We start from the raw sequence: 18,560 nt of genomic DNA on the forward strand, positions 1-18,560 counted from the left end.
ATAATGAGAAATAAGAATAAACTTAATTTATACTGTTTGAAACATTATCTCTAAAGTTTATTTAAATTTACTATTTTATTCTGCTTTAATTAAAATAGCGACAATGATAAACAATCCCACCTCTTTATTAATAATGTATTTAAATGAAATTTTTCTTTCCGTGATATCGCCGTTCACACCATCACTGTCACAACCCTTACCTTTGTCCTCCCCGCCCACGGATACAAATTTTTTCTTCACTTGCCTTGCATCCTGGCCCATAGCGGCAACAATTACTCTTTACCAAGAAAACCAGGGAGAAGAAGATGACACTTTATGCCACGCTGGAAGAAGCCATTGATATGGCTCGTGAAGAGTACCTTGCCGCCAACCCGGAAGTCGATGAGGAAGACGCCTCCGTCAACCAGTTCAACCTGCAAAAATATGTCATGCAGGACGGTGACATCATGTGGCAGGCCGAGTTCCTCACCGACGACGGTGATGAGGGGGAGCTCCTGCCGGCGCTGAGTGGGGAAGCCGCACAGGCAATTTTTGACGGTGACTTTGACGAGATCGAGTTGCGTAACGAATGGCTGCCGGAAAATACCCTGCACGAGTGGGATGAGGGAGAATTCCAGCTGGAGCCTGCCGCTGGCAGCGAAGAGGCAGATGCGGCAGCGGAAGAGTGGGAAGATAATAATACCGACGCCGATAACCGCGCCTGAGGATCAGTGCAGAAAGTAATTACTCATAAGGGCCGTGGCTGGCATCGACCGGCACCAGCAGAGTATCCAGTATCAGCGACAGCGGCAGGTCAATTATCGTGATAAAGCGCCATGCTGAACTCCGCACATCCCACTGTACGCCCGGGTAATACTGATTGCCGTGCCCCTGTCCGGGCACGGTTCTACTGATAATACTGCCGCACCCGCTCAGTACCAGCAGGCTGACTGCTACGATCATACCGCGTAAAAGCATGTTCACCACGTTAACCCCGATTAAAAAACGCACTATTTTACTCTGCGCCTGTCGCTGCACCATAGCACTGAATGCAAATAATACGTAAAAAAAAGCCGGAACGTGAGTTCCGGCTTTTTATTGTTCCGCCTGACGGGCTGACCCGGTAAGCAGGTGAGCCACGGCAGCGACGGGTTTCATTCCCCGCCTGGGGGCGACCCTTTTATGCCTGCCCTGCGTCCTGTTTCGCGTTATTCAGCGCCAGCGGGTTAAGCGTCAACGTATGGTAGTGATCTAACCAGTCGTGATACTTGTCCGCATTCTGCCACAGACGGTAGTGCATGCGCGACAGCGTCACCGGGTCACTGAGCAGCGCAAGGCGCTGATCGCGATCCAGTTTCGCCGGCGACTCGCTCAGGGCCTGTTCAACGCGGCGGTCACGGGCAAAGTCAAGAATATCGCTCTTCAGGTGGCGCGACGTTGCCATGGCGCTGGCCAGCGCGTTAAACGACGGATGGAACATGGCATGCATAAAGCCATCATCCAGCGCGCGCTCACGGTTCAGCTCCACGTAACGATCGGTATCCAGCAGCTCCTGCGGCGGACTGAACTCTTCCGGGATCAGGAACAGCTTGCCGCGCTTCGATGCCTGGCCGAGCGTACGACGGCTGGACCACACCGACACAAACGGCGACAGGATCAGTGAGAAGACAATCGGTGACAGCCACCAGAGGAAGTTCAGATCCAGCCAGCCCATGCCGCCTGCCCAGACCAGACCGAGCAGCATCTGCGAACCGTGACGCTTAAAGGCCTCACTCCACGGCGTGGCATCATCGTCACGCTGCGGCGAGTTCCACACCACTTCCCAGCCGAGGAATGCGCTGACCACAAACACGGTGTGGAACAGCATACGCACCGGTGCCAGCAGCACGGAGAACAACATCTCCAGGAACAGCGACACCAGCACGCGTAACGCACCACCGTAAGGCTTCGCCCCTTTGCACCATACCAGCACAATACTCAGCAGTTTCGGCAGGAACAGCAGCACCAGCGTGGTGGAGAACAGCGCGATGGCCAGTTCCGGACGCCACTGCGGCCATACCGGGAACAGCTGCCGGGGCTGCATGAAGTACTGTGGCTCCATAAGCGTGTGAACGACCTGCAGGGCGGTAGACAGCGCCAGGAACATAAACCACAGCGGCGCTGACAGATAGGACATCACGCCCGTCAGGAACACGGCACGGTGAACCGGGTGCATCCCTTTTACAAGGAACAGACGGAAGTTCATCAGGTTACCGTGGCACCAGCGGCGGTCACGTTTCAGTTCGTCCAGCAGGTTTGGCGGCAGCTCTTCATAAGAACCCGGCAGATCGTAGGCAATCCACACGCCCCAGCCCGCACGGCGCATCAGCGCCGCTTCCACAAAGTCGTGGGACAGAATCGACCCGGCAAACGAGCCTTCGCCCGGCAGCGGTGCCAGCGCACAGTGTTCGATAAACGGCTTCACGCGGATAATCGCGTTATGGCCCCAGTAGTGCGACTCACCCAGCTGCCAGAAGTGCAGACCGGCGGTAAACAGAGGACCGTACACGCGGGTAGCAAACTGCTGACAGCGTGCATATAGCGTATCCATGCCGGAAGCTTTCGGAGATGACTGGATGATACCCGCTTTCGGGTTGGCTTCCATCATGCGCACGAGGCCATTCAGACAGTCACCGCTCATCACGCTGTCAGCGTCCAGTACCACCATATAGCTGTACTGGCTGCCCCAGCGGCGGCAGAAGTCATCGATGTTACCGGATTTGCGCTTCACGCGGCGGCGGCGGCGGCGATAGAAAATACGCCCTTCCCCACCCACATCACGGACCAGCTCCATCCAGGCCTTCTGTTCCGCCATGGCAATATCCGGGTTGTAGCTGTCGCTCAGGATATAGACATCGTAGTTCGCCTGCTCACCGGTACGCACAACGGACTCCCAGGTAGCACGCAGACCGGCAAAGACACGCTCAACATCTTCATTACAGATGGGCATGATTAGCGCAGTACGGTGCTCCGGATTTATCGCTTCGTCGCCGTTGGTCAGGTACGAAATGCTGTATTTATCCTTACCGATCATCAGCTGCAGAAAGCCCATCAGGGCCGTCCAGAACCCGGCGGAGACCCACAGGAACAGAATGGCAAACAGGAACAGGATCCCGGTCTGCAACACATAAGGCAGGATCTGCAGTAACGACTGCTGCCAGTTCTGGTTGATCATATCCATAGGGTCGATCAGCGCCCAGCCCTGGTATGGCAGTATGGTCTTCATATACCAGGTCGCCACCACCGTCTGGAAGACGGAGAGGAACAGCAGGATATAACGACGAATGGAGCCTACGTGCCGCCATTTGTCCTCATTTTTCTGCTCTTCACGGCTGTCGAAACGCGGTGTGCTTTTACGTCCGCGCAGAGAATCCCACGCGCGCGCTACCGGGTTGGTTCGCCACTCTTCCGGGTACATGGAAGAACGGGTGTGTTTCGGCATCGCTTTCAGCGTGGTACGGTCCAGCGCGTCCTGACCAAACTGACGGCCACCGTCTACAGAGTCAGGCCAGCTCATCTCAACGCGCGCTTTTACCGACTCCTGCGGAGCATCATCGGGACGCGTTTCGACCGGGCCCTCTTCGGCCAGTTGATAGTGCAGCTGGCTGAAAGCCTCTTCCGGCTCTGCGGGCAGCGCATCACGCAGCGCCCCTTTCCGCTCTGGGGGAAGGGGCAGCGCGTCAATATATTCGTCGGGAATTACGGTTGACTTATTCATTGGCAGGCAACTGATTGCTCCAGGTTTCCGTCAGCGTTTTGTCACCGTTAACCAGTGCAGCACGCATCTCGGTCGGCTGTTTATTGTCTTTAACACGAATACGTAACACCAGACGCCAGCCTTTGGTGACCGGGTTGTAACGAACGCTGTTTTCGACCAGCTCTGCGTTATTACCCACGCTCACCTGCGGCGTTACCGGGGTGTTTTCCGGCAGCTTGCTCATCTCCGGGCCAACAAAGTCGACGATAAACGCCACTGTGCCGTCCGGCTGACGCACCAGGTTAGACTGCTTCACGTCACCCGGTGAACGCAGCGTGCTTTTCACATACGCCGTTTCCGGCGAGTGCAGCTGGTTTTCGTCACGCGTAAAGTGCAGGCGATAGGCGAATTTCATCTCTTTGCCCGGCTCAGGCAGGGTTTCCGGTGTCCAGAAGGCCACGATATTATCGTTGGTTTCGTCGGTTGTCGGGATTTCTACCAGCTCAACGCGGCCTTTACCCCAGTCACCTTTTGGCTCAACCCAGCCACTCGGACGGAGATCGTAGCGATCGTCCAGATCCTGATACTTATCGAAATCTCGGCCACGCTGCAGCAGACCGAAACCACGCGGGTTTTCAACGGTAAAGGTGCTGACGGCCAGATGTTTCGGATTATTCAGCGGACGCCAGATCCACTCGCCGTTACCGGCATGGATCGACAGGCCGTTAGAGTCGTGCAGTGCCGGACGGAAGTTAGCCACCTGTGACGGCTGATTCGCGCCAAACAGATACATGCTGGTAAGCGGTGCTACGCCCAGTTTACCTACGTTATCGCGCAGGTAGACCTTCGACTGCACGTCTACGGTGCTGTCTTTACCCGGCGTCAGGGTGAAGCGATAGGCTCCGGTGGCACGCGGCGAATCGAGCAGCGCGTAAATCACCAGATGCTTATCCTGAGGCTTGGGACGTTCGATCCAGAACTCTTTAAAGCGCGGGAACTCTTCACCGGACGGCAGCGCGGTGTCAATCGCCAGGCCACGGGCTGACAGGCCATAGACCTGACCCTGACCTATTACGCGGAAGTAACTGGCACCCAGGAAGCTGGCGATCTCGTCTTTCTTATCTTTGCTGTTAAGCGGATACAGCACTTTGAAACCAGCAAAGCCGAGGTTTTTCACCGTATCCGGATCATGCTTAACGTTGCCAAAGTTAAAATACTCTGGGGAGTATTTTATCTCGCGAACGCTGGTCGCAGTGACCTCGTTCAAACGTACCGGGGTATCGAAGTACATCCCCTGGTGGTAGAACTCAAGCTTGAAGGGGGTCTTCAGTTTGTTCCAGTACGCTTTTTCATGATTGAACTGGATCTGCTGATAGTCGGCATACTTCATATCACGCAGCTGTGATGGCAGATTGCTCTTAGGCGCTTCAAAGCCTTTACCTGCTAAGTCTTTCGCCTGTTTTGCCACATCGTCAATGTTAAAAGCCCAGCCTGTATTGGCATACATTGAAAGCAAAACTGCTGCGCTAACCCAGCGCAATTTCATCAGTTTTGGTTTATTGTTCATGTTAATCCGCACATCCCCCCCTTTCGGGTACGTAAATCAATTGATCCATCTTAAAGGATAATTCGGCATTCCGACAGCCTGACCCCATTTTTGTTCTGCCCTCTCTCCGCGGCTAACAGCCAGATTCTCAAGCGTTTAGCGGAAACAGATTCGGCTGATAGTATACGCGTGTTTGCTCCATTAAAGTAAGCAGTAAGCTTTAGGCTGGTTCAGGGTGAGCCAGGTTAATAACGTGTTGAATATTGGATATATATGACTAAGAAAACACCACAACGAGAATATTTTCTGGATTCGATTCGCGCCTGGCTGATGCTGTTAGGGGTGCCTTTTCATGTTTCACTGATTTATTCCACACAAAACTGGTCTGTTAACAGCCCCGCGCCCTCTGAATGGCTGACGCTGCTGAACGACTTTATCCATGCCTTCCGCATGCAGGTATTCTTTGTTATTTCAGGCTATTTTTCTTACATGCTGTTTCTGCGCTACACCCCGTCTGACTGGCTGAAGGTACGCGTGGAGCGGGTCGGCATCCCGATGCTGACGGCTATCCCGCTGATTACGCTGCCGCAGTTTTTTATGCTGAAAGAGTGGACCAGTAAGATCGGCGACTGGAGCAGTAAGACACTGTATGAGAAGTATAACACCCTGGTCTGGGATCTGATTTCGCACCTCTGGTTTCTTCTGGTGCTGATTGTGCTGACGGTGGCGGGCTTCTGGCTGTTCCGTTTTCTGCGCGACGGCGCGCGGCAAAAAACAGACTATTCTGACCTTACCTGGACCCGTTTAACGGGTTTTATTCTGCTTTGCAGCCTGGTGTGGATCGCTTTTCGTCGCCTGATGTTTATTTTTGCACCGCAAGTGCTCGGCGATGCGCTGTTTAATATGGCCGTGATGCAGACGCTGCTGTATCTCCCTTTCTTTATGCTGGGTGCTATGGCCTGGAAATACCCGGCGATTAAAGCCCTGTTTGTCCGTCCGGTTCCCTGGACCTTTATCGGTTCTGCGCTGGCTTTTGCCGCCTATGTGGCTAACCAGACCTGGAGCAAGGGCGAAGGCTGGCTGTATGAGATTGATGCGGTGGTGTCGATGCTGATGGGCCTGTGGATGATCAATGTGGTGTTTACCTTCGGCCACCGGATGCTCAACTCCCACTCGCCGCGCGTCACCTATCTGGTCAACGCATCCCTGTTTATCTATCTGGTGCATCACCCGTTGACCATTCTTTATGGCATCCTGTTTGTTAAACAGATCGACAGCAACACTCTGGGCTTTTTCGCCGGGCTGGTCTTCGTCTTTGGCATTGCCTTCCTACTGTACGAAATCCATCTGCGTATTCCGCTGCTGCGTTTCCTGTTTTCCGGTAAACCCCAGCGCCAGTAGCCGTCGGCCGGCACCCTAATGCAGGGGCCGGTCATTGTTACCGTTCGGCCCCCTGCTTAACGTGCCCACCTTTAGCAGGGGGCGGCAGGCCCCTCCTATAACAACCATTCGATCGGCAGACGCCATACCAGACGCACCAGCAGGCGCTGCATCAGACGGGTTCGCGGCTCACGTTTATGCACCACTTCATTGGCACCCTCTCCCGGGTACTCCACCCAGTTTATCCGCCCCCACTTATCCAGCCGCAGCGTCCAGGCGCGATCGCGCATGCTGCTGATAAAACGCTGGTGAATTTGCGTGGCCAGCGCGTCATTCTCAATCACCAACCCCATTTCCGTGTTCAGCACGGCAGAGCGAGGGTCAAAGTTAAACGAACCGATAAATACCGTCTGGTTATCAACGCTGAAGGTTTTGGCATGCAGGCTGGAACCCGAGTTCCCGGTCAGGCCCCGATCATGGCTCGGCTCGCGCACGTCGCTGTGCGGTTTCAGTTCGTATAAGCGAATGCCGTGACGCAGGAGTTTTTTGCGCCACTTGGCGTAACCGGCATGGACTATCGACACGTCGTTAGCCGCCAGCGAGTTGGTCAGAATCGAGATCTTTACCCCTTTGCGCACCAGCGCCAGCAGTTGCGCCACGCCTGTTCGTGTCGGCACAAAATAGGCAGAGATAATGTCCAGCTGCTGCTGGGGCCGGCCGATCACTTCCAGCAGACGCTGGGGCAGCAGGGTGCTGGTTCTCGCCCGCCCCAGCCCTTTACGCGGGTCGTCACTCAGCAGGCGCGTTTTGGCCCAGGTAAACGGCAGCGATCGGTTGTCCAGCCCGGTCACAAAAGTCGACTCATCGACCTGGCGCAGATAGCGGGCGACCTGTGGGCTGTCGCGCCAGGCTTCGGGCAGTGAGACGGCTGAAGTGGCATTCTCTTCCTCATCCACCACCCGACGCAGCGGTGCCACGGGTCGGCTCTGCCAGTAGCGCTCAAAGTCCTGCGCCACCTCCTGCACCACCGGGCCGACCGCCAGTACATCCAGATCGGAAAACAGCGGCTCGTCCCCGACGCCAAAATATTCATCACCGATATTTCTGCCGCCGACAATGGTGGCCGCATTGTCCACGGTGAAACTTTTATTGTGCATCCGTCGGTTCAGACGGGCAAAATCGGTCAGGTAGCCCAGCGCACGCAGCGTGCGGAAGGTGAACGGATTAAACAGCCGCACCTCAATCAGCGGATGACGGTTCAGCTCACTGAGCGTGCGGTCCAGCCCCAGCGTGTTATTGTCGTCCAGCAGCAGACGCACCCTCACTCCGCGCCCGGCCGCCGCCAGCAGCGCGCTGAACAGCAGCCTGCCGGAGAGATCGTTCTGCCAGATGTAATATTGTATATCCAGCGTCTTTTCCGCCAGAGCGATCAGCTGGTAGCGCGCAGCGAAGGCGTCAAGCCCTTCAGACAGGGGATAGACCCCGCTGTGCTGAGGATGTTGTTCGACCAGCGGCGTAATCGCCTGCGTCAGGCGTGTCGGGACAGCAGCGCTCTCTGCCTGTTGTGAGTGAAGCGTGTCGGTCATCAGCGATCCTTAGCGGTCGTTCTGTTATTCATCCGGTTATTCTGCCTCTGTTTTTCGCCAGGCTCAGTGAGGCAAACATATAGTCTAGACTTAGCCCATCGCCTGCGATTTTATTGCCCCAGGAGAACATCATGCATGATGACAGCCCCCCGGCCACACGCCGTCACCAGCCCGCCCTCTTTAGGCGCTTTTTCCAGGGCAGCTTTGCCTGTTCCACCGCCTGCCGTACGCCCGGTAAACGGGCAGATTTAATGATCAGCAGCGGTCACGATACGCTGCTCGAAAAGGATTACGCCCTGCTGGCCAGTCACCAGATCCTCACGGCGCGCGACGGCGCACGCTGGTATTTAATTGAGAAGCAACCGGGAGAATACCACTGGGACAGCTTTTTACCGCAGCTAAAAGCAGCAGAAAAGCATGGCATTGAGATGATCTGGGAGCTGGCTCATTTCGGCTGGCCGGACGGGTTGGATATCTGGGGAGCCGAATTTGTTGATCGTTTCAGCGCCTACGCCCGCGCCCTTGCCTGCCTGCTGCGCGACGAGGGGCATACCCAGCCGTTTATCACCCCAATGAATCAAATCTCTTTCTGGTCCTGGGCCGGGGCGGAAATTGCCTGGTTTAATCCCTTTGTCACCGGGCGCGGGCGTGAGCTTAAACGACAGCTTGCCCGGGCCAGCATTGCCGCCATGCACGCCATGCGTGAAGCGCTCCCCGGCGTGCGCTTTGTCATTACCGATCCGCTGGTGCACGTGGCCGCCTCAGGCTATTCCGCCGCAGCACGGCAGGAGGCCCGGTTACAGCATCAGGCGCAGTTTGAAGTCTGGGACTGGCTGGCGGGAAGAAGCGAACCGGAGCTGGGTGGCTCGGAGGATCTGCTGAACATCATTGGCATGACCTGGTACCCGGATAATCAGTGGTTCCATAACGGCGATCCGCTGGAGCCTCATCATCCTGATTATCGTCCGCTGAACCTGCTGTTACAGGACGTGTGGCAGCGCTACCAGCGGCCGCTGCTGATCGCCGAAACTGGTGCGGAGTCGGGCCGCAGTCAGGACTGGCTTAATCGGGTGATTCAGGAAGGAGAGATGGCACTGAATGCCGGCGTTCAGCTTGAAGGCATTTCGCTTTATCCGGCAGTGGATTATCCGGCATGGGATGATGACCGCCGCTACCCCGTGGGGCTGTTTGGCTTACCGGATGCCAACGGGAACCGCACCGTTAACGAAGAGATGGCATTGATGCTGCGCAGTCAGCAGATCAAACTCAGTCAGGGTACGATCAGGACATCCACAGAGTGATGCCCAGGACAAAGATAATCAGCGTGAACGAGGTCACGGCAAGCACCACAATGGCAAACTGCGCATCATCTAACGGCACACGGGGTTCTTTTTCAGACTCAGGTTTGGAACTGTTTTTCATGTTCAGCCACAGCGTACCGGCAAAACGTTCCTGTTGGGTGCCGGTAAAAAATGAAAGACGTCCCTTTCACCAAAAGTAAGCATTTCTAACGAAACCGGAGCCTGATACGGGCGCTAATCGCACCCAAAAGCGTCAGTAACCCCTGAATTATCGCGCAGAATAATAGCACGACTTGCCAACAGATTAACGTAATAAATTGATTAAACACCGCTGAAAACGGCATAACATATATTTTTTTATTGAAAATCAGTGAGCCTGCTTACTTCAAAAATTGAACAGTCAGATTAAAAGACTATCAAACTTAACTAATATTTTAACCGCTCCGTCAGCTCACTCCACCCGGCTTCAGCGCCCGGTGTTCTGGCGGCAGCGCCGGAAAATCTGCGGTCTTGAGATACCGCCGTAAGCCAGGGAGAAAAAATGAAGCAGTCAGGCTGGGTAGACTTCGCACGTGACGGGTTGTCATCCATAGAGACCCTGCGCGCTCATTTTACCGGCCACGCCTACGATCCGCACTGGCACGACAGCTATCTTGTCGGCGTCACGGAACAGGGCGTGCAGCAGTTTCATACCCGCCGTCAGCAGCACCGCAGCCGTCCCGGTACCGTGTTCCTTCTGGAGCCGGGTGAACTGCACGACGGCGATGCCATTGACGACAGCGGGTTTACCTACCGGATGCTGTATATCGATCCGCTGACTATGCGCGGGCAGTTGGCCAGCCAGTTCAGTGATATTCCCGACCATTTCGAGCTGAGTTTTGCCCGCACGCTCAGTGGCGACCGCCGGCTGGCCAGGGCAACGTTTCATGCGTTTCAGGCGCTGCATCAGGGTGAGTTGAAAATCGTCAAAGAGAGCTCGCTGCAGCGGCTGTTTACCGCGCTGACCCGCCACCTGCACTGGCGAAGAGCGATCCACATCCCGGCGCATGAGAAGACCCTCGCGCTGCGGGCGCGGGATTTTATGCTGGATCGCCGCTATGACGATATTGGTCTGAGCGATATTGCTGCGGCGCTGGACGTTGACCGTTTTCGGCTGTCGCGCGAATTTCATGCCCACTTCGGCCTGCCCCCGCACGCATGGCTGATCCAGCTGCGTCTGAGCGAAGCGCGTCGCCTGCTCGCGGGTGGGCTGCCGCCTGTCCAGGTGGCGGCACAGCTGGGGTTTGCCGATCAAAGCCACTTAGGCCGCTGGTTCAGGCGCACCAGTCAGTTAACCCCCGCCCGCTATCAGCAATACTGCACAAATCTTCCAGACTGACGGCGCAGGCTGATTTAGGCTGCGTGTTTTCTCCGTCAGAAGGTAAAAGTGATGAGTGATGTTCGTTGTGTGGTGGTGCTGAACCAGGATTTAGCCAGTGGCAAGGCGGCGAATGCGGCGGCGGTGATCGCGCTGACACTGGGTCAGCGCCATCCCGGCCTGGTGGGTCATACGCTGTCGGACGCCTACGGCCAGCAGTATCCTGGCCTGATCCCGGTGGGGATCCCCGTACTGTCAGCCGATAATACGCAGCTGCGCGCGCTGCTCGCACGCTGCAGAGAACAGCAGCTTGATATCGTTCTCTTTCCCCGCGAGGGCCAGATGACGGTTGATTACGCGGCGTTTGCGGCGGCAGTCAGGGAAGTGGCCACCGGGGATCTGCAACATCTGGGTCTGGGGATTGCCGGGGATAAGAAAGCCCTGCGCAAGCTGACGGCCAGCCTTAAGCTGTTTGGCTGACGGCCGGCCTGCATCACCGGCCCTGTTACGATGCCTTCCAGCCGCCGCCCAGGGCGCGGTAAAGGTCAATCTGTGCCAGCAGCAGGTTGTTTTTCGCCTGCACCACGCTGAGCTGGATGCTGAACAGCGAACGCTGGGCATCGAGTTCATCAAGGTAGGACGCATACCCGTTCTGGTAGCGGTTGCGGGCAATGCGCAGGGCCTCCTGCACCACTTTTTCCTGCTCCTGCAGTTCGGTCAGCTGCTCCTGATAGCGGGTAATGGCGTCCAGATCGTCATTAACCTCACTGAATGCGCTGCGTACCACTTTTTCATAGTTGTACAGGGCCTGATTGCGCGTTGCCATAGAGACATCGACCTGCGCCGTCAGTGCTTCGCGGTTCAGCAGCGGAGCCAGCACGCTCCCGCCGATGCTCCACAGGCGGAAGGGGTTTTCCACCAGCTCATGCAGCACGGAACTTTGCATCGTACCGCTGGCGGTCAGGTTCAGCGAGGGCAGCAGGCTGGCGCGCGACGACTGCAGTGAGGCATCAGCGGCCAGCAGCTGACGTTCGGCCTGCACGATATCCGGCCTGCGTTGCAGCAGCTGTGATGGCATCACGGCGGGCAGAACCTGCGGGGCAACATGATCAAAGTGATTCTGCCGGGCGATCTGGCGGGGATTCATCCCGACCAGAATACTCAGGGCATTTTCCTGCTGCGCAATCTGATGCTGCAATAGGGGAACCTGCGCCTTTGCCGTCTGGTATTCCGAGCGGGACTGCACCCACTCCAGCCGGGAAGTATAGCCGGATTCAAACTGGCGCTGCGCCAGCTTTAACGAGTCTGCGCGGCTGTCCAGCGTAGCGCGGGTCACCCGCAGCTGCTCATCGAGTGATACCAGCGTCATATACCCTGAGGCCACCGAACTGGCAATCGTCAGTTCTGCCGCACTGGCTGCTGCCTGCTGTGCTGCCAGAGAGGCTTTCGCGGCGTCAATGCTGCTGCTGCGTTCCCCCCACAAATCAACGTTGTAACTGGCCTGCAGCAGCCCCTGGAAAACCGCCGACTCGGCCGGTTGCCCGGTGGCGGCTGACAGGGAGCGCGCGCGCGCGGCTGACACGCCCGCATCCAGCGTCGGGAAATTATCGCCTTGCGCACCGCGCAGTTGAGCACGGTACTGATCGACCCGGGAGCGGGCAGTGAGAATATCCGGGTTGTTGCGCAGCGCCTGATCCACCAGCTGATTCAGCGACGGGTCATTAAACGCCCGCCACCAGCTGGCTTCCACGGCCGCCCCTGGCCCGACCTGATTACGCCATGCCGCCGGGATCGGCAGCGAAGACGGGGCCTGCCTGACCTCGGTTGCGCATCCGGCCAGCGTGGCCGACAGCATCATCACTAACAGCGTTTTTGGCGCAGGCATCATTTTTTATCCTCCGCCTGTACCGAAGCCGTATCAATATCCACTTCCACCGACATGCCCGGACGCAGATGTCGGGTATTGTCACTGGTGATCTTAATGCGTACCGGAATACGCTGGGCGATTTTAACGAAGTTCCCCGTCGCGTTATCCGGGGAGATCGCGCTGAACTCCGAGCCCGCCGCCGGGGAGATGTACTCGACTTCCCCGCTGAAGCGTTCACCGTTCAGGGCATCGACGCGGAAACTGACCGGAAGGCCAGGCCTGATGTGCGCCATCTGGGTCTCTTTCATATTGGCGATCACCCACTTCTGTTCCGGCACCAGCGAGGTCAGACGCGTTCCCGCCGTCACGTAGGCCCCCTGCCGTACGGCAATCTGCCCCAGCTGCCCCTCGCGCGGGGCGATGATTTTGGTGTTATCAAGGTCGATCTGCGCCAGCTCAAGCGCGGCCTGTGCGCTGGCCACGTCGGCTTCCAGCGAGGCGCGGTTGACGATGGCCGTTTGCAGATCCTGACGTGAGACTTCCAGCGTTGCCTGCGCCTGCTGCACATCGGCCAACGTCTGGCTGTTGCTGGCGCGTGCAGCATCGCGTTCACGCAGCGACAGGGATCCATCGGAGACCAGATTTTCAACGCGTTTCAGGTCGAGGCCCCCCTTCACTGCCTGGGCTTTGGCGTTTTGCAGCGCGGCCTCATTGCGTTTGATCACCGCTTCTGCACTGCGCCGCTGCTGAATATTATTGGCCAGTACGGCCTTTTTCATCTCCAGCTGCGCCACCGCCTGATGTACTCGCTGGCGATAAATCCGGTCATCGATGGTCATCAATAAATCGCCCTGATGCACGGGCTGGAAGTCCAGCACGTTAACCTGGGTGATATAGCCGCTCACCTGCGGACTGATAAACGTCACCTGGCCGCGCACGTAGGCGTTTTCCGTCGACTGCGTCTGGCTGGTAAAGGGCGGGAGCTGCCAGGCGTAAAGGATCACCAGTACGCCGACCAGCGCAATGCCCGACCCGAGGGCTATCGATATAATTCGCAGCTTATTATTTCTCAGACGCTCGGTGAGCTGCTGCTGTTCCTGTTGACTCATAATTTCCCCGTGTCCCGTTAGTTGCACCGCACGCAGAGGTGTTGCCTCCGCACGCGGTGTTACCGGGTAATCGTTTTGTTAATGTTTTGCATGGCACGCTGTTCCGCTTCCGCTTCGCGTTTTGCCTGCTGCCAGCTGAGATAGCGCAGACGCGACAGACGCCACAGCACCCAGAGTAAAGTGACCCCTGCCATACAGGCGGTCAGAATATAGACATCGTTGTAGGCCAGCACATTTGCCTGCAGCGTGGCGACGGTCTGAAGCTGTGTCGTCCCCTGCGCCCCCTGAAGGATGCTGTCGCCCGTCAGGCTGCTGAACAGGGCGTTGTACTGCGCCAGACGTTCCGTCACGTTAGGATCAAGCAGCGAAAGCTGATCGCCCAGCAGGCTGGAGTGATACTTTTCACGCCAGGTCTGGAAGGTACCGAGCAGCGCCGAGCCCATCAGGCCGCCGAGGTTCTGACTCATACCAAACAGCACCACAAAGCTCACCAGGTTCTTTGGCTGAGTCACCACGCTGCCGACACCCAGCAGCATCGCCGGAGCAATAAAGAAGGAGGTGCTGAAACCCAGCAGGAACTGGCTGAAATACATATTATTCCCGCGGGTCAGCGGGCTGGATTGCGCATCCATCAGCGAGGCTACCATCACAATAATCAGCGACAGCACGATCGGCCAGCTCAGATGCCTGGGATTAATGGTCAGCGCGCTGCAGACGATACCCGCCGCCACCCCGGCGAGGATCGCCAGCGCCAGCCCCTGCATCTGATCGTTCTGTAATCCCAGCTGTTGCAAATAACCGATGGCCCCGGTGTTCTGTTCGGCAAGCATAATTCGCAGCAGGATCATCACAATGCCGAGGCGGAAAATCGCCCCGCTGCCCAGCCAGCGCGTATTGATCAGCGGATTACTGCGGTTATGCTCTACCAGCACGGCGGCCGTTACCAGCACCAGCCCCAACGCCAGACAAACGCCAAGCCACGGCGTGCTGGTCCACCATTCAATGCGTCCCAGCGACAGTACGCCGCAGAACAGCGCCATGCCGGGGGCCATCAGGAAGAAGGTGAGAAAGTCTTTTTTCTCAAAGACCTTGGTCCGTTCGCCGGGGGGGAGCTTAAGGATCAGCACCGCGCCCAGCGCCATCAGCGCCAGGCCCAGCTCGAACAGATACAGACCGCGCCACTCATCCAGCTGGAGCAGCTCCGTCGAAAACAGGCGTGCCAGCGGGATCGCCAGCTGTGAGGCACCCAGCCCGATGGCCAGGGCTTTCAGCCGGTGCTTCGCCGGCCAGGCCTGCACCTGATAGTAGATACCGAGCGAACTGAGCGCCGCACCAACCATGCCGTGTGCCGCCCGCACGATGATCGCCGAACTGAGGTCATTGACCAGCAGATGGAAAAATGCCACCAGCACGTACAGCACCAGAAAGGCTTCGGTAAACACCCGCAGGCCAAACTGCTGACGAAACTTCACCAGCAGCAGGTTAATGGAGATATTCCCCATCACATAAACGGCCGGGAGCCAGGCGATTTCATTGTTATAAGCGCCGAACACGCCCTGCAGGTTGGTCAGGTTCGCCGTCACCAGCGCATTACTCAGCGCACCGGTAATGCAGATCAGCAGGCCAACGATGCCAAACGCAATACGTTTATGCGTCGGGTGCAGCGGCGTGGAGGGTGACCCGGGCAGCATCGGCTTTTCGCCGGGGGCCCACTCTCGCGGTGCGTAGGGATTGGTTTTATTGCGCGACACCTTACTTTACCTCTGTCGCCGCCAGCAGTTGCTGTAATACGCGCTGAGTAACGGCCAGCTCGCCCGGATTGACGCCAGAGAGCAGCTCATTGCGCAGGGCATCGGCCTCGGTTTTCAGGCGCTGATAGAGTAACTCCCCTTTTGGGGTGACGTGCAGCAGCCGTTTACGCCGATCCTCAGGAGGCTGAACCCGTTCCACCAGATTCTGTTTCACCAGTCGGTCAATCAGAGGCACCACACTGGCATCTTCCAGCCCCAGCGCCTGCGCCAGCTCTTTCTGACTCATGGGCTTATCCTGAATGGCGATAGTCGCGACCGCCATCCAGCTGCTCATGCTGAGACCGTTATCTTTCATGCGCCGATCGATTGCCTGACGCCAGGCGTGGGCAGTGAGATGCAGCAGACGGGAGAAATTCAGTTCCTGGGTATTCAATAGGTAAGATGCCTGATAATTAGAGCTCTAACTAAACGATATGGCAATTATAGCCACGACAAGATAAAGAAAGGAAGACAACTGCCAAAGAGTGTAGATAATTCTTTATCGCCCTGCCAGGCAACACCCCGCTGAGGAACCAAATGATGCTTATTTTTCCGCTACGCCAGCAGCCTGAACGCCACCGTGAAATTGCCCGGCTGCTCCACAGCGAGTGGTCAGGCATTCCTGCCTGGTCCTCGCTGCCCGTGATTGAGCAACGCCTGCTGGAGCGTAACCACGATGAACGCGGCAGCTTCACGTTTGTGTCCTCAACGGCCGACGGGACGCTGACCGGTACCGCCAGCGTGATTGAGTACGAGCTGGACGACCGGCCGGAGCGCCGTTTCTGGCTGGGAGAAGTGTTTACCCCGCGCGAGTGGCGCGGCAAAGGAACAGGATCGGCACTGATCAACGCCTGCATAACGCGCGCTGGTGAGCAGGGGATAGAAGCGCTGTGGCTTTATACGCCGGATAAGCAGGCGCTTTACCGACGCCTCGGCTGGCAGGATGTTGAACAACGCACGATTTCCGGCGAGTCTGTGACTATAATGGTGCGCTGGCTGGGTGACTAACCCGTCGGGCTTTTATTCGCCGCAGGCGCAGGCAGATCGGTTCAATCCCTTCCCCTGATGGCGGTATTGCCGGTGATAGTCGTGCGCAGGGCCGCATCCGATACGGTGGCCGGGTGACAGCGTCCGAAAAATTATTGTCTGTACTTCACGATCAGAGACCGCCCCATCTGAGGCTCATTTTCTTCGAATCGCCAGTCATCCCGCATTTTTTTCTGCAGATACGCTTTAAACCGTAATTCAGGCTTTCCCGCTGTCACTCTGACGTTCTCTACCCGTCCATCGGCGTTGACGTCATAACGCACCTCCGTCTCTTCCACCGCAGGTCCGTAAATCACGCCATCCTGGTGGGAAGACCACGCATATCCGGGGTAATCGACTGGCACAAACGGTAATTTTTTTCTGGATGTACAGCCCGTCGCTGCGACGATGATAAGAAGCAGAATAGCTAACTTTTTGATGTTCAATGAAAACTCCCTTTATCCGACATTAATTCTGCACTTCAACTCCCTGAAGTTCAATCACGGGAAAAAGGGTCAACCTTTTCCCCGATCCTCGGGGTGAATGTCAGTCAGCATGCTCCTGAAGCGTCCTGGAGTACCTTATACCCGCAACACATCCGGTGTTTACCGGCTATACCTCCACTGAAGCAAGATTATGCAGGAAGTCAGGCTGCCGAAAAGAGTGCGGATATTCGTTTCAGAAGGAAGGATCACACGGGGGCAAAAAATCAGAAAAGCCGAATGACAGAAACAAAAAAACCGCCCTTGGGCGGTTACGACATTACTGCATACTGCTTGTTTTTATTCGTTTTAATCGGTAGTTCTAAAATGGTGCCCGGGGTGGGACTTGAACCCACACAGCCATAAGCCGAGGGATTTTAAATCCCTTGTGTCTACCGATTTCACCACCCGGGCTTGGGTGTTAATTGGAGGCGCGTCCCGGAGTCGAACCGAGGTAGACGGATTTGCAATCCGTAGCATGGCCACTCTGCCAACGCGCCTTTAATTCTTTTTTGTCATCAGAGAGTCATCTCTGATGTCGTAATCTGGAGCGGGAAACGAGACTCGAACTCGCGACCCCGACCTTGGCAAGGTCGTGCTCTACCAACTGAGCTATTCCCGCAGTGCTATCAGCTCACATTCTGTTTTTAATCATACTCACAGAACCTGCTGATTTGCTTTATCTTCTGGCGACCTGAGCTGCCTTTCGATGCGTTGCATTCTACTGTTCTGGCGGAATGAGTCAACCAAATTATCCTCACAACGTATCCGTTTGCTGCTTTTTAAGTCGCTTCGATCACCGTTCGAGCAAATCGCCGCGCGCAGCGCTCAAATACTGGAACATTGACCAGAAAGTAAGCACGGCAGCAATGTATAACGCCACCACGCCAACACCTTCAACAATGGGGTTCGGATGCCATAACAGCGCAAACAACGCCAGCATCTGCGCCGTGGTTTTCACTTTACCAATCCAGGAAACAGCAACGCTGTTACGTTTGCCGATTTCTGCCATCCACTCGCGCAGCGCGGAGATAATAATTTCACGGGCGATCATCGTTGCCGCCGGCAGCGTGATCCACCAGGAGTGGAAATACTCAGCCACCAGCACCAGCGCCATCGCCACCATCACTTTATCCGCTACCGGGTCAAGGAACGCTCCGAACTGCGTCGTCTGTTTCCAGCGACGCGCAAGGTAGCCATCGAACCAGTCTGTTATCGCGGCGAAGATGAAAATCAGCCCACAGGCCAGTGGAGCCCATTGAAATGGCAGATAAAATGCCAGCACAAAGAACGGGATTAAGACTACGCGAAACAGGGTAAGTAAGGTCGGAATATTAAATGGCATAATTACGCTAACTGTCTGGACAGAGTAGAATTTGTCCCTATGTTCCTACATTGCCC

General features: G+C 56.5%; 18 protein-coding genes and 3 tRNA genes. 6 read left to right on the forward strand and 15 right to left on the reverse strand.

Annotated elements, in window-relative coordinates; all coding sequences use genetic code 11:
- Nucleotides 1-75: 75 nt before the first annotated feature.
- Nucleotides 76-240, reverse strand: coding sequence for a hypothetical protein (locus tag IFU29_RS06505; protein WP_191933213.1), 165 nt, complete (start codon nucleotides 238-240; stop codon nucleotides 76-78).
- A gap of 65 nt (nucleotides 241-305) precedes the next feature.
- Between IFU29_RS06505 and IFU29_RS06510 the strand changes: the two genes are divergently transcribed.
- Nucleotides 306-704: a MysB family protein gene (locus tag IFU29_RS06510; RefSeq protein ID WP_062743775.1), complete on the forward strand. Its 399-nt coding sequence runs from the start codon at nucleotides 306-308 to the stop codon at nucleotides 702-704.
- A 19-nt stretch (nucleotides 705-723) separates the two neighbouring features.
- Here IFU29_RS06510 and IFU29_RS06515 read toward each other — a convergent pair whose 3' ends face one another.
- From IFU29_RS06515 to IFU29_RS06525, 3 genes are all read right to left on the reverse strand, one after another.
- Nucleotides 724-942, reverse strand: a complete 219-nt coding sequence (locus tag IFU29_RS06515) for a YceK/YidQ family lipoprotein (RefSeq protein ID WP_423244826.1) — start codon at nucleotides 940-942, stop codon at nucleotides 724-726.
- A 217-nt stretch (nucleotides 943-1,159) separates the two neighbouring features.
- Nucleotides 1,160-3,736 (reverse strand): glucans biosynthesis glucosyltransferase MdoH, encoded by a 2,577-nt coding sequence (gene mdoH / locus IFU29_RS06520; RefSeq protein WP_191933214.1) that lies wholly within the window; start codon nucleotides 3,734-3,736, stop codon nucleotides 1,160-1,162.
- The gene (locus tag IFU29_RS06525) at nucleotides 3,729-5,264 is read right to left on the reverse strand and encodes a glucan biosynthesis protein G (protein WP_191933646.1); all 1,536 of its coding nucleotides are present in this window, start codon (nucleotides 5,262-5,264) and stop codon (nucleotides 3,729-3,731) included. The genes mdoH and IFU29_RS06525 overlap by 8 nt, the downstream gene beginning before the upstream one ends.
- Before the next feature lie 270 nt (nucleotides 5,265-5,534).
- Here IFU29_RS06525 and mdoC point away from each other — a divergent pair, with 270 nt between their 5' ends.
- Entirely contained in the window at nucleotides 5,535-6,662 is a 1,128-nt protein-coding gene (gene mdoC, locus IFU29_RS06530) for a glucans biosynthesis protein MdoC (protein WP_191933215.1), read from the forward strand.
- A gap of 95 nt (nucleotides 6,663-6,757) precedes the next feature.
- On the opposite strand, the gene IFU29_RS06535 is transcribed toward mdoC, so the two are convergent.
- A complete protein-coding gene (locus IFU29_RS06535; protein WP_191933216.1) occupies nucleotides 6,758-8,227 on the reverse strand; it encodes a phospholipase D family protein in 1,470 nt (489 codons plus the stop codon).
- Nucleotides 8,228-8,358: 131 nt separating this feature from the next.
- Here IFU29_RS06535 and IFU29_RS06540 point away from each other — a divergent pair, with 131 nt between their 5' ends.
- Nucleotides 8,359-9,528: a beta-glucosidase gene (locus IFU29_RS06540; RefSeq protein WP_191933217.1), complete on the forward strand. Its 1,170-nt coding sequence runs from the start codon at nucleotides 8,359-8,361 to the stop codon at nucleotides 9,526-9,528.
- On the opposite strand, the gene IFU29_RS06545 is transcribed toward IFU29_RS06540, so the two are convergent.
- On the reverse strand, nucleotides 9,509-9,649 hold the full coding sequence (locus IFU29_RS06545) for a hypothetical protein (protein WP_162900974.1): 141 nt from the start codon (nucleotides 9,647-9,649) through the stop codon (nucleotides 9,509-9,511). The two genes, IFU29_RS06540 and IFU29_RS06545, sit on opposite strands and share 20 nt — an antisense overlap.
- Nucleotides 9,650-10,069: 420 nt before the next feature.
- Between IFU29_RS06545 and IFU29_RS06550 the strand changes: the two genes are divergently transcribed.
- Nucleotides 10,070-10,906 carry an AraC family transcriptional regulator gene (locus IFU29_RS06550; protein WP_191933218.1) on the forward strand — a complete coding sequence of 279 codons (837 nt, stop codon included), beginning with the start codon at nucleotides 10,070-10,072 and terminating at the stop codon, nucleotides 10,904-10,906.
- Between the two features lie 51 nt (nucleotides 10,907-10,957).
- Nucleotides 10,958-11,365 (forward strand): DUF2000 domain-containing protein, encoded by a 408-nt coding sequence (locus IFU29_RS06555; protein ID WP_191933219.1) that lies wholly within the window; start codon nucleotides 10,958-10,960, stop codon nucleotides 11,363-11,365.
- A gap of 25 nt (nucleotides 11,366-11,390) precedes the next feature.
- Here IFU29_RS06555 and IFU29_RS06560 read toward each other — a convergent pair whose 3' ends face one another.
- The 4 genes from IFU29_RS06560 to IFU29_RS06575 all read right to left on the reverse strand — a co-directional run bounded on the left by IFU29_RS06560 (nucleotide 11,391) and on the right by IFU29_RS06575 (nucleotide 16,045).
- A complete protein-coding gene (locus IFU29_RS06560) occupies nucleotides 11,391-12,773 on the reverse strand; it encodes an efflux transporter outer membrane subunit (protein ID WP_191933220.1) in 1,383 nt (460 codons plus the stop codon).
- Nucleotides 12,770-13,861 (reverse strand): HlyD family secretion protein, encoded by a 1,092-nt coding sequence (locus IFU29_RS06565; protein WP_191933221.1) that lies wholly within the window; start codon nucleotides 13,859-13,861, stop codon nucleotides 12,770-12,772. Before IFU29_RS06565 ends, IFU29_RS06560 begins: the two co-directional genes overlap by 4 nt.
- Nucleotides 13,862-13,920: 59 nt before the next feature.
- The gene (locus IFU29_RS06570) at nucleotides 13,921-15,552 is read right to left on the reverse strand and encodes an MFS transporter (protein WP_194710668.1); all 1,632 of its coding nucleotides are present in this window, start codon (nucleotides 15,550-15,552) and stop codon (nucleotides 13,921-13,923) included.
- Between the two features lie 61 nt (nucleotides 15,553-15,613).
- Nucleotides 15,614-16,045 (reverse strand): MarR family winged helix-turn-helix transcriptional regulator, encoded by a 432-nt coding sequence (locus IFU29_RS06575; RefSeq protein WP_191933223.1) that lies wholly within the window; start codon nucleotides 16,043-16,045, stop codon nucleotides 15,614-15,616.
- Nucleotides 16,046-16,188: 143 nt separating this feature from the next.
- Here IFU29_RS06575 and IFU29_RS06580 point away from each other — a divergent pair, with 143 nt between their 5' ends.
- Nucleotides 16,189-16,659, forward strand: coding sequence for a GNAT family N-acetyltransferase (locus IFU29_RS06580; protein WP_342214455.1), 471 nt, complete (start codon nucleotides 16,189-16,191; stop codon nucleotides 16,657-16,659).
- Between the two features lie 131 nt (nucleotides 16,660-16,790).
- Here the strand turns inward: IFU29_RS06580 and IFU29_RS06585 are convergent, their stop codons facing one another.
- From IFU29_RS06585 to pgsA, 5 genes are all read right to left on the reverse strand, one after another.
- Complete coding sequence (locus tag IFU29_RS06585) at nucleotides 16,791-17,123, reverse strand: hypothetical protein (protein WP_191933224.1); 333 nt, start codon at nucleotides 17,121-17,123, stop codon at nucleotides 16,791-16,793.
- Between the two features lie 364 nt (nucleotides 17,124-17,487).
- Nucleotides 17,488-17,573 (reverse strand) — tRNA-Leu (locus IFU29_RS06590).
- 12 nt (nucleotides 17,574-17,585) lie between these two features.
- A tRNA-Cys gene (locus IFU29_RS06595) sits at nucleotides 17,586-17,659 on the reverse strand.
- Between the two features lie 46 nt (nucleotides 17,660-17,705).
- Nucleotides 17,706-17,781 (reverse strand) — tRNA-Gly (locus IFU29_RS06600).
- Nucleotides 17,782-17,955: 174 nt separating this feature from the next.
- Nucleotides 17,956-18,504 carry a CDP-diacylglycerol--glycerol-3-phosphate 3-phosphatidyltransferase gene (gene pgsA, locus IFU29_RS06605; RefSeq protein ID WP_191933225.1) on the reverse strand — a complete coding sequence of 183 codons (549 nt, stop codon included), beginning with the start codon at nucleotides 18,502-18,504 and terminating at the stop codon, nucleotides 17,956-17,958.
- Between the last annotated feature and the right edge of the window lie 56 nt (nucleotides 18,505-18,560).

Source organism: Erwinia persicina, from assembly GCF_014838825.1.
Classification (GTDB): domain Bacteria; phylum Pseudomonadota; class Gammaproteobacteria; order Enterobacterales; family Enterobacteriaceae; genus Erwinia; species Erwinia persicina_A.

Excerpts from the sequence above, each read along its gene's own strand:
- IFU29_RS06555 (WP_191933219.1), top strand. The coding sequence starts at position 10,958 with ATGAGTGATGTTCGTTGTGTGGTGGTGCTGAACCAGGATTTAGCCAGT.
- IFU29_RS06560 (WP_191933220.1), bottom strand. The coding sequence starts at position 12,773 with ATGATGCCTGCGCCAAAAACGCTGTTAGTGATGATGCTGTCGGCCACG.
- IFU29_RS06515 (WP_423244826.1), bottom strand. The coding sequence starts at position 942 with ATGATCGTAGCAGTCAGCCTGCTGGTACTGAGCGGGTGCGGCAGTATT.
- IFU29_RS06580 (WP_342214455.1), top strand. The coding sequence starts at position 16,189 with ATGATGCTTATTTTTCCGCTACGCCAGCAGCCTGAACGCCACCGTGAA.
- mdoC (WP_191933215.1), top strand. The coding sequence starts at position 5,535 with ATGACTAAGAAAACACCACAACGAGAATATTTTCTGGATTCGATTCGC.
- pgsA (WP_191933225.1), bottom strand. The coding sequence starts at position 18,504 with ATGCCATTTAATATTCCGACCTTACTTACCCTGTTTCGCGTAGTCTTA.
- IFU29_RS06510 (WP_062743775.1), top strand. The coding sequence starts at position 306 with ATGACACTTTATGCCACGCTGGAAGAAGCCATTGATATGGCTCGTGAA.
- IFU29_RS06545 (WP_162900974.1), bottom strand. The coding sequence starts at position 9,649 with ATGAAAAACAGTTCCAAACCTGAGTCTGAAAAAGAACCCCGTGTGCCG.
- mdoH (WP_191933214.1), bottom strand. The coding sequence starts at position 3,736 with ATGAATAAGTCAACCGTAATTCCCGACGAATATATTGACGCGCTGCCC.
- IFU29_RS06540 (WP_191933217.1), top strand. The coding sequence starts at position 8,359 with ATGCATGATGACAGCCCCCCGGCCACACGCCGTCACCAGCCCGCCCTC.
- IFU29_RS06570 (WP_194710668.1), bottom strand. The coding sequence starts at position 15,552 with ATGCTGCCCGGGTCACCCTCCACGCCGCTGCACCCGACGCATAAACGT.
- IFU29_RS06535 (WP_191933216.1), bottom strand. The coding sequence starts at position 8,227 with ATGACCGACACGCTTCACTCACAACAGGCAGAGAGCGCTGCTGTCCCG.
- IFU29_RS06550 (WP_191933218.1), top strand. The coding sequence starts at position 10,070 with ATGAAGCAGTCAGGCTGGGTAGACTTCGCACGTGACGGGTTGTCATCC.
- IFU29_RS06565 (WP_191933221.1), bottom strand. The coding sequence starts at position 13,861 with ATGAGTCAACAGGAACAGCAGCAGCTCACCGAGCGTCTGAGAAATAAT.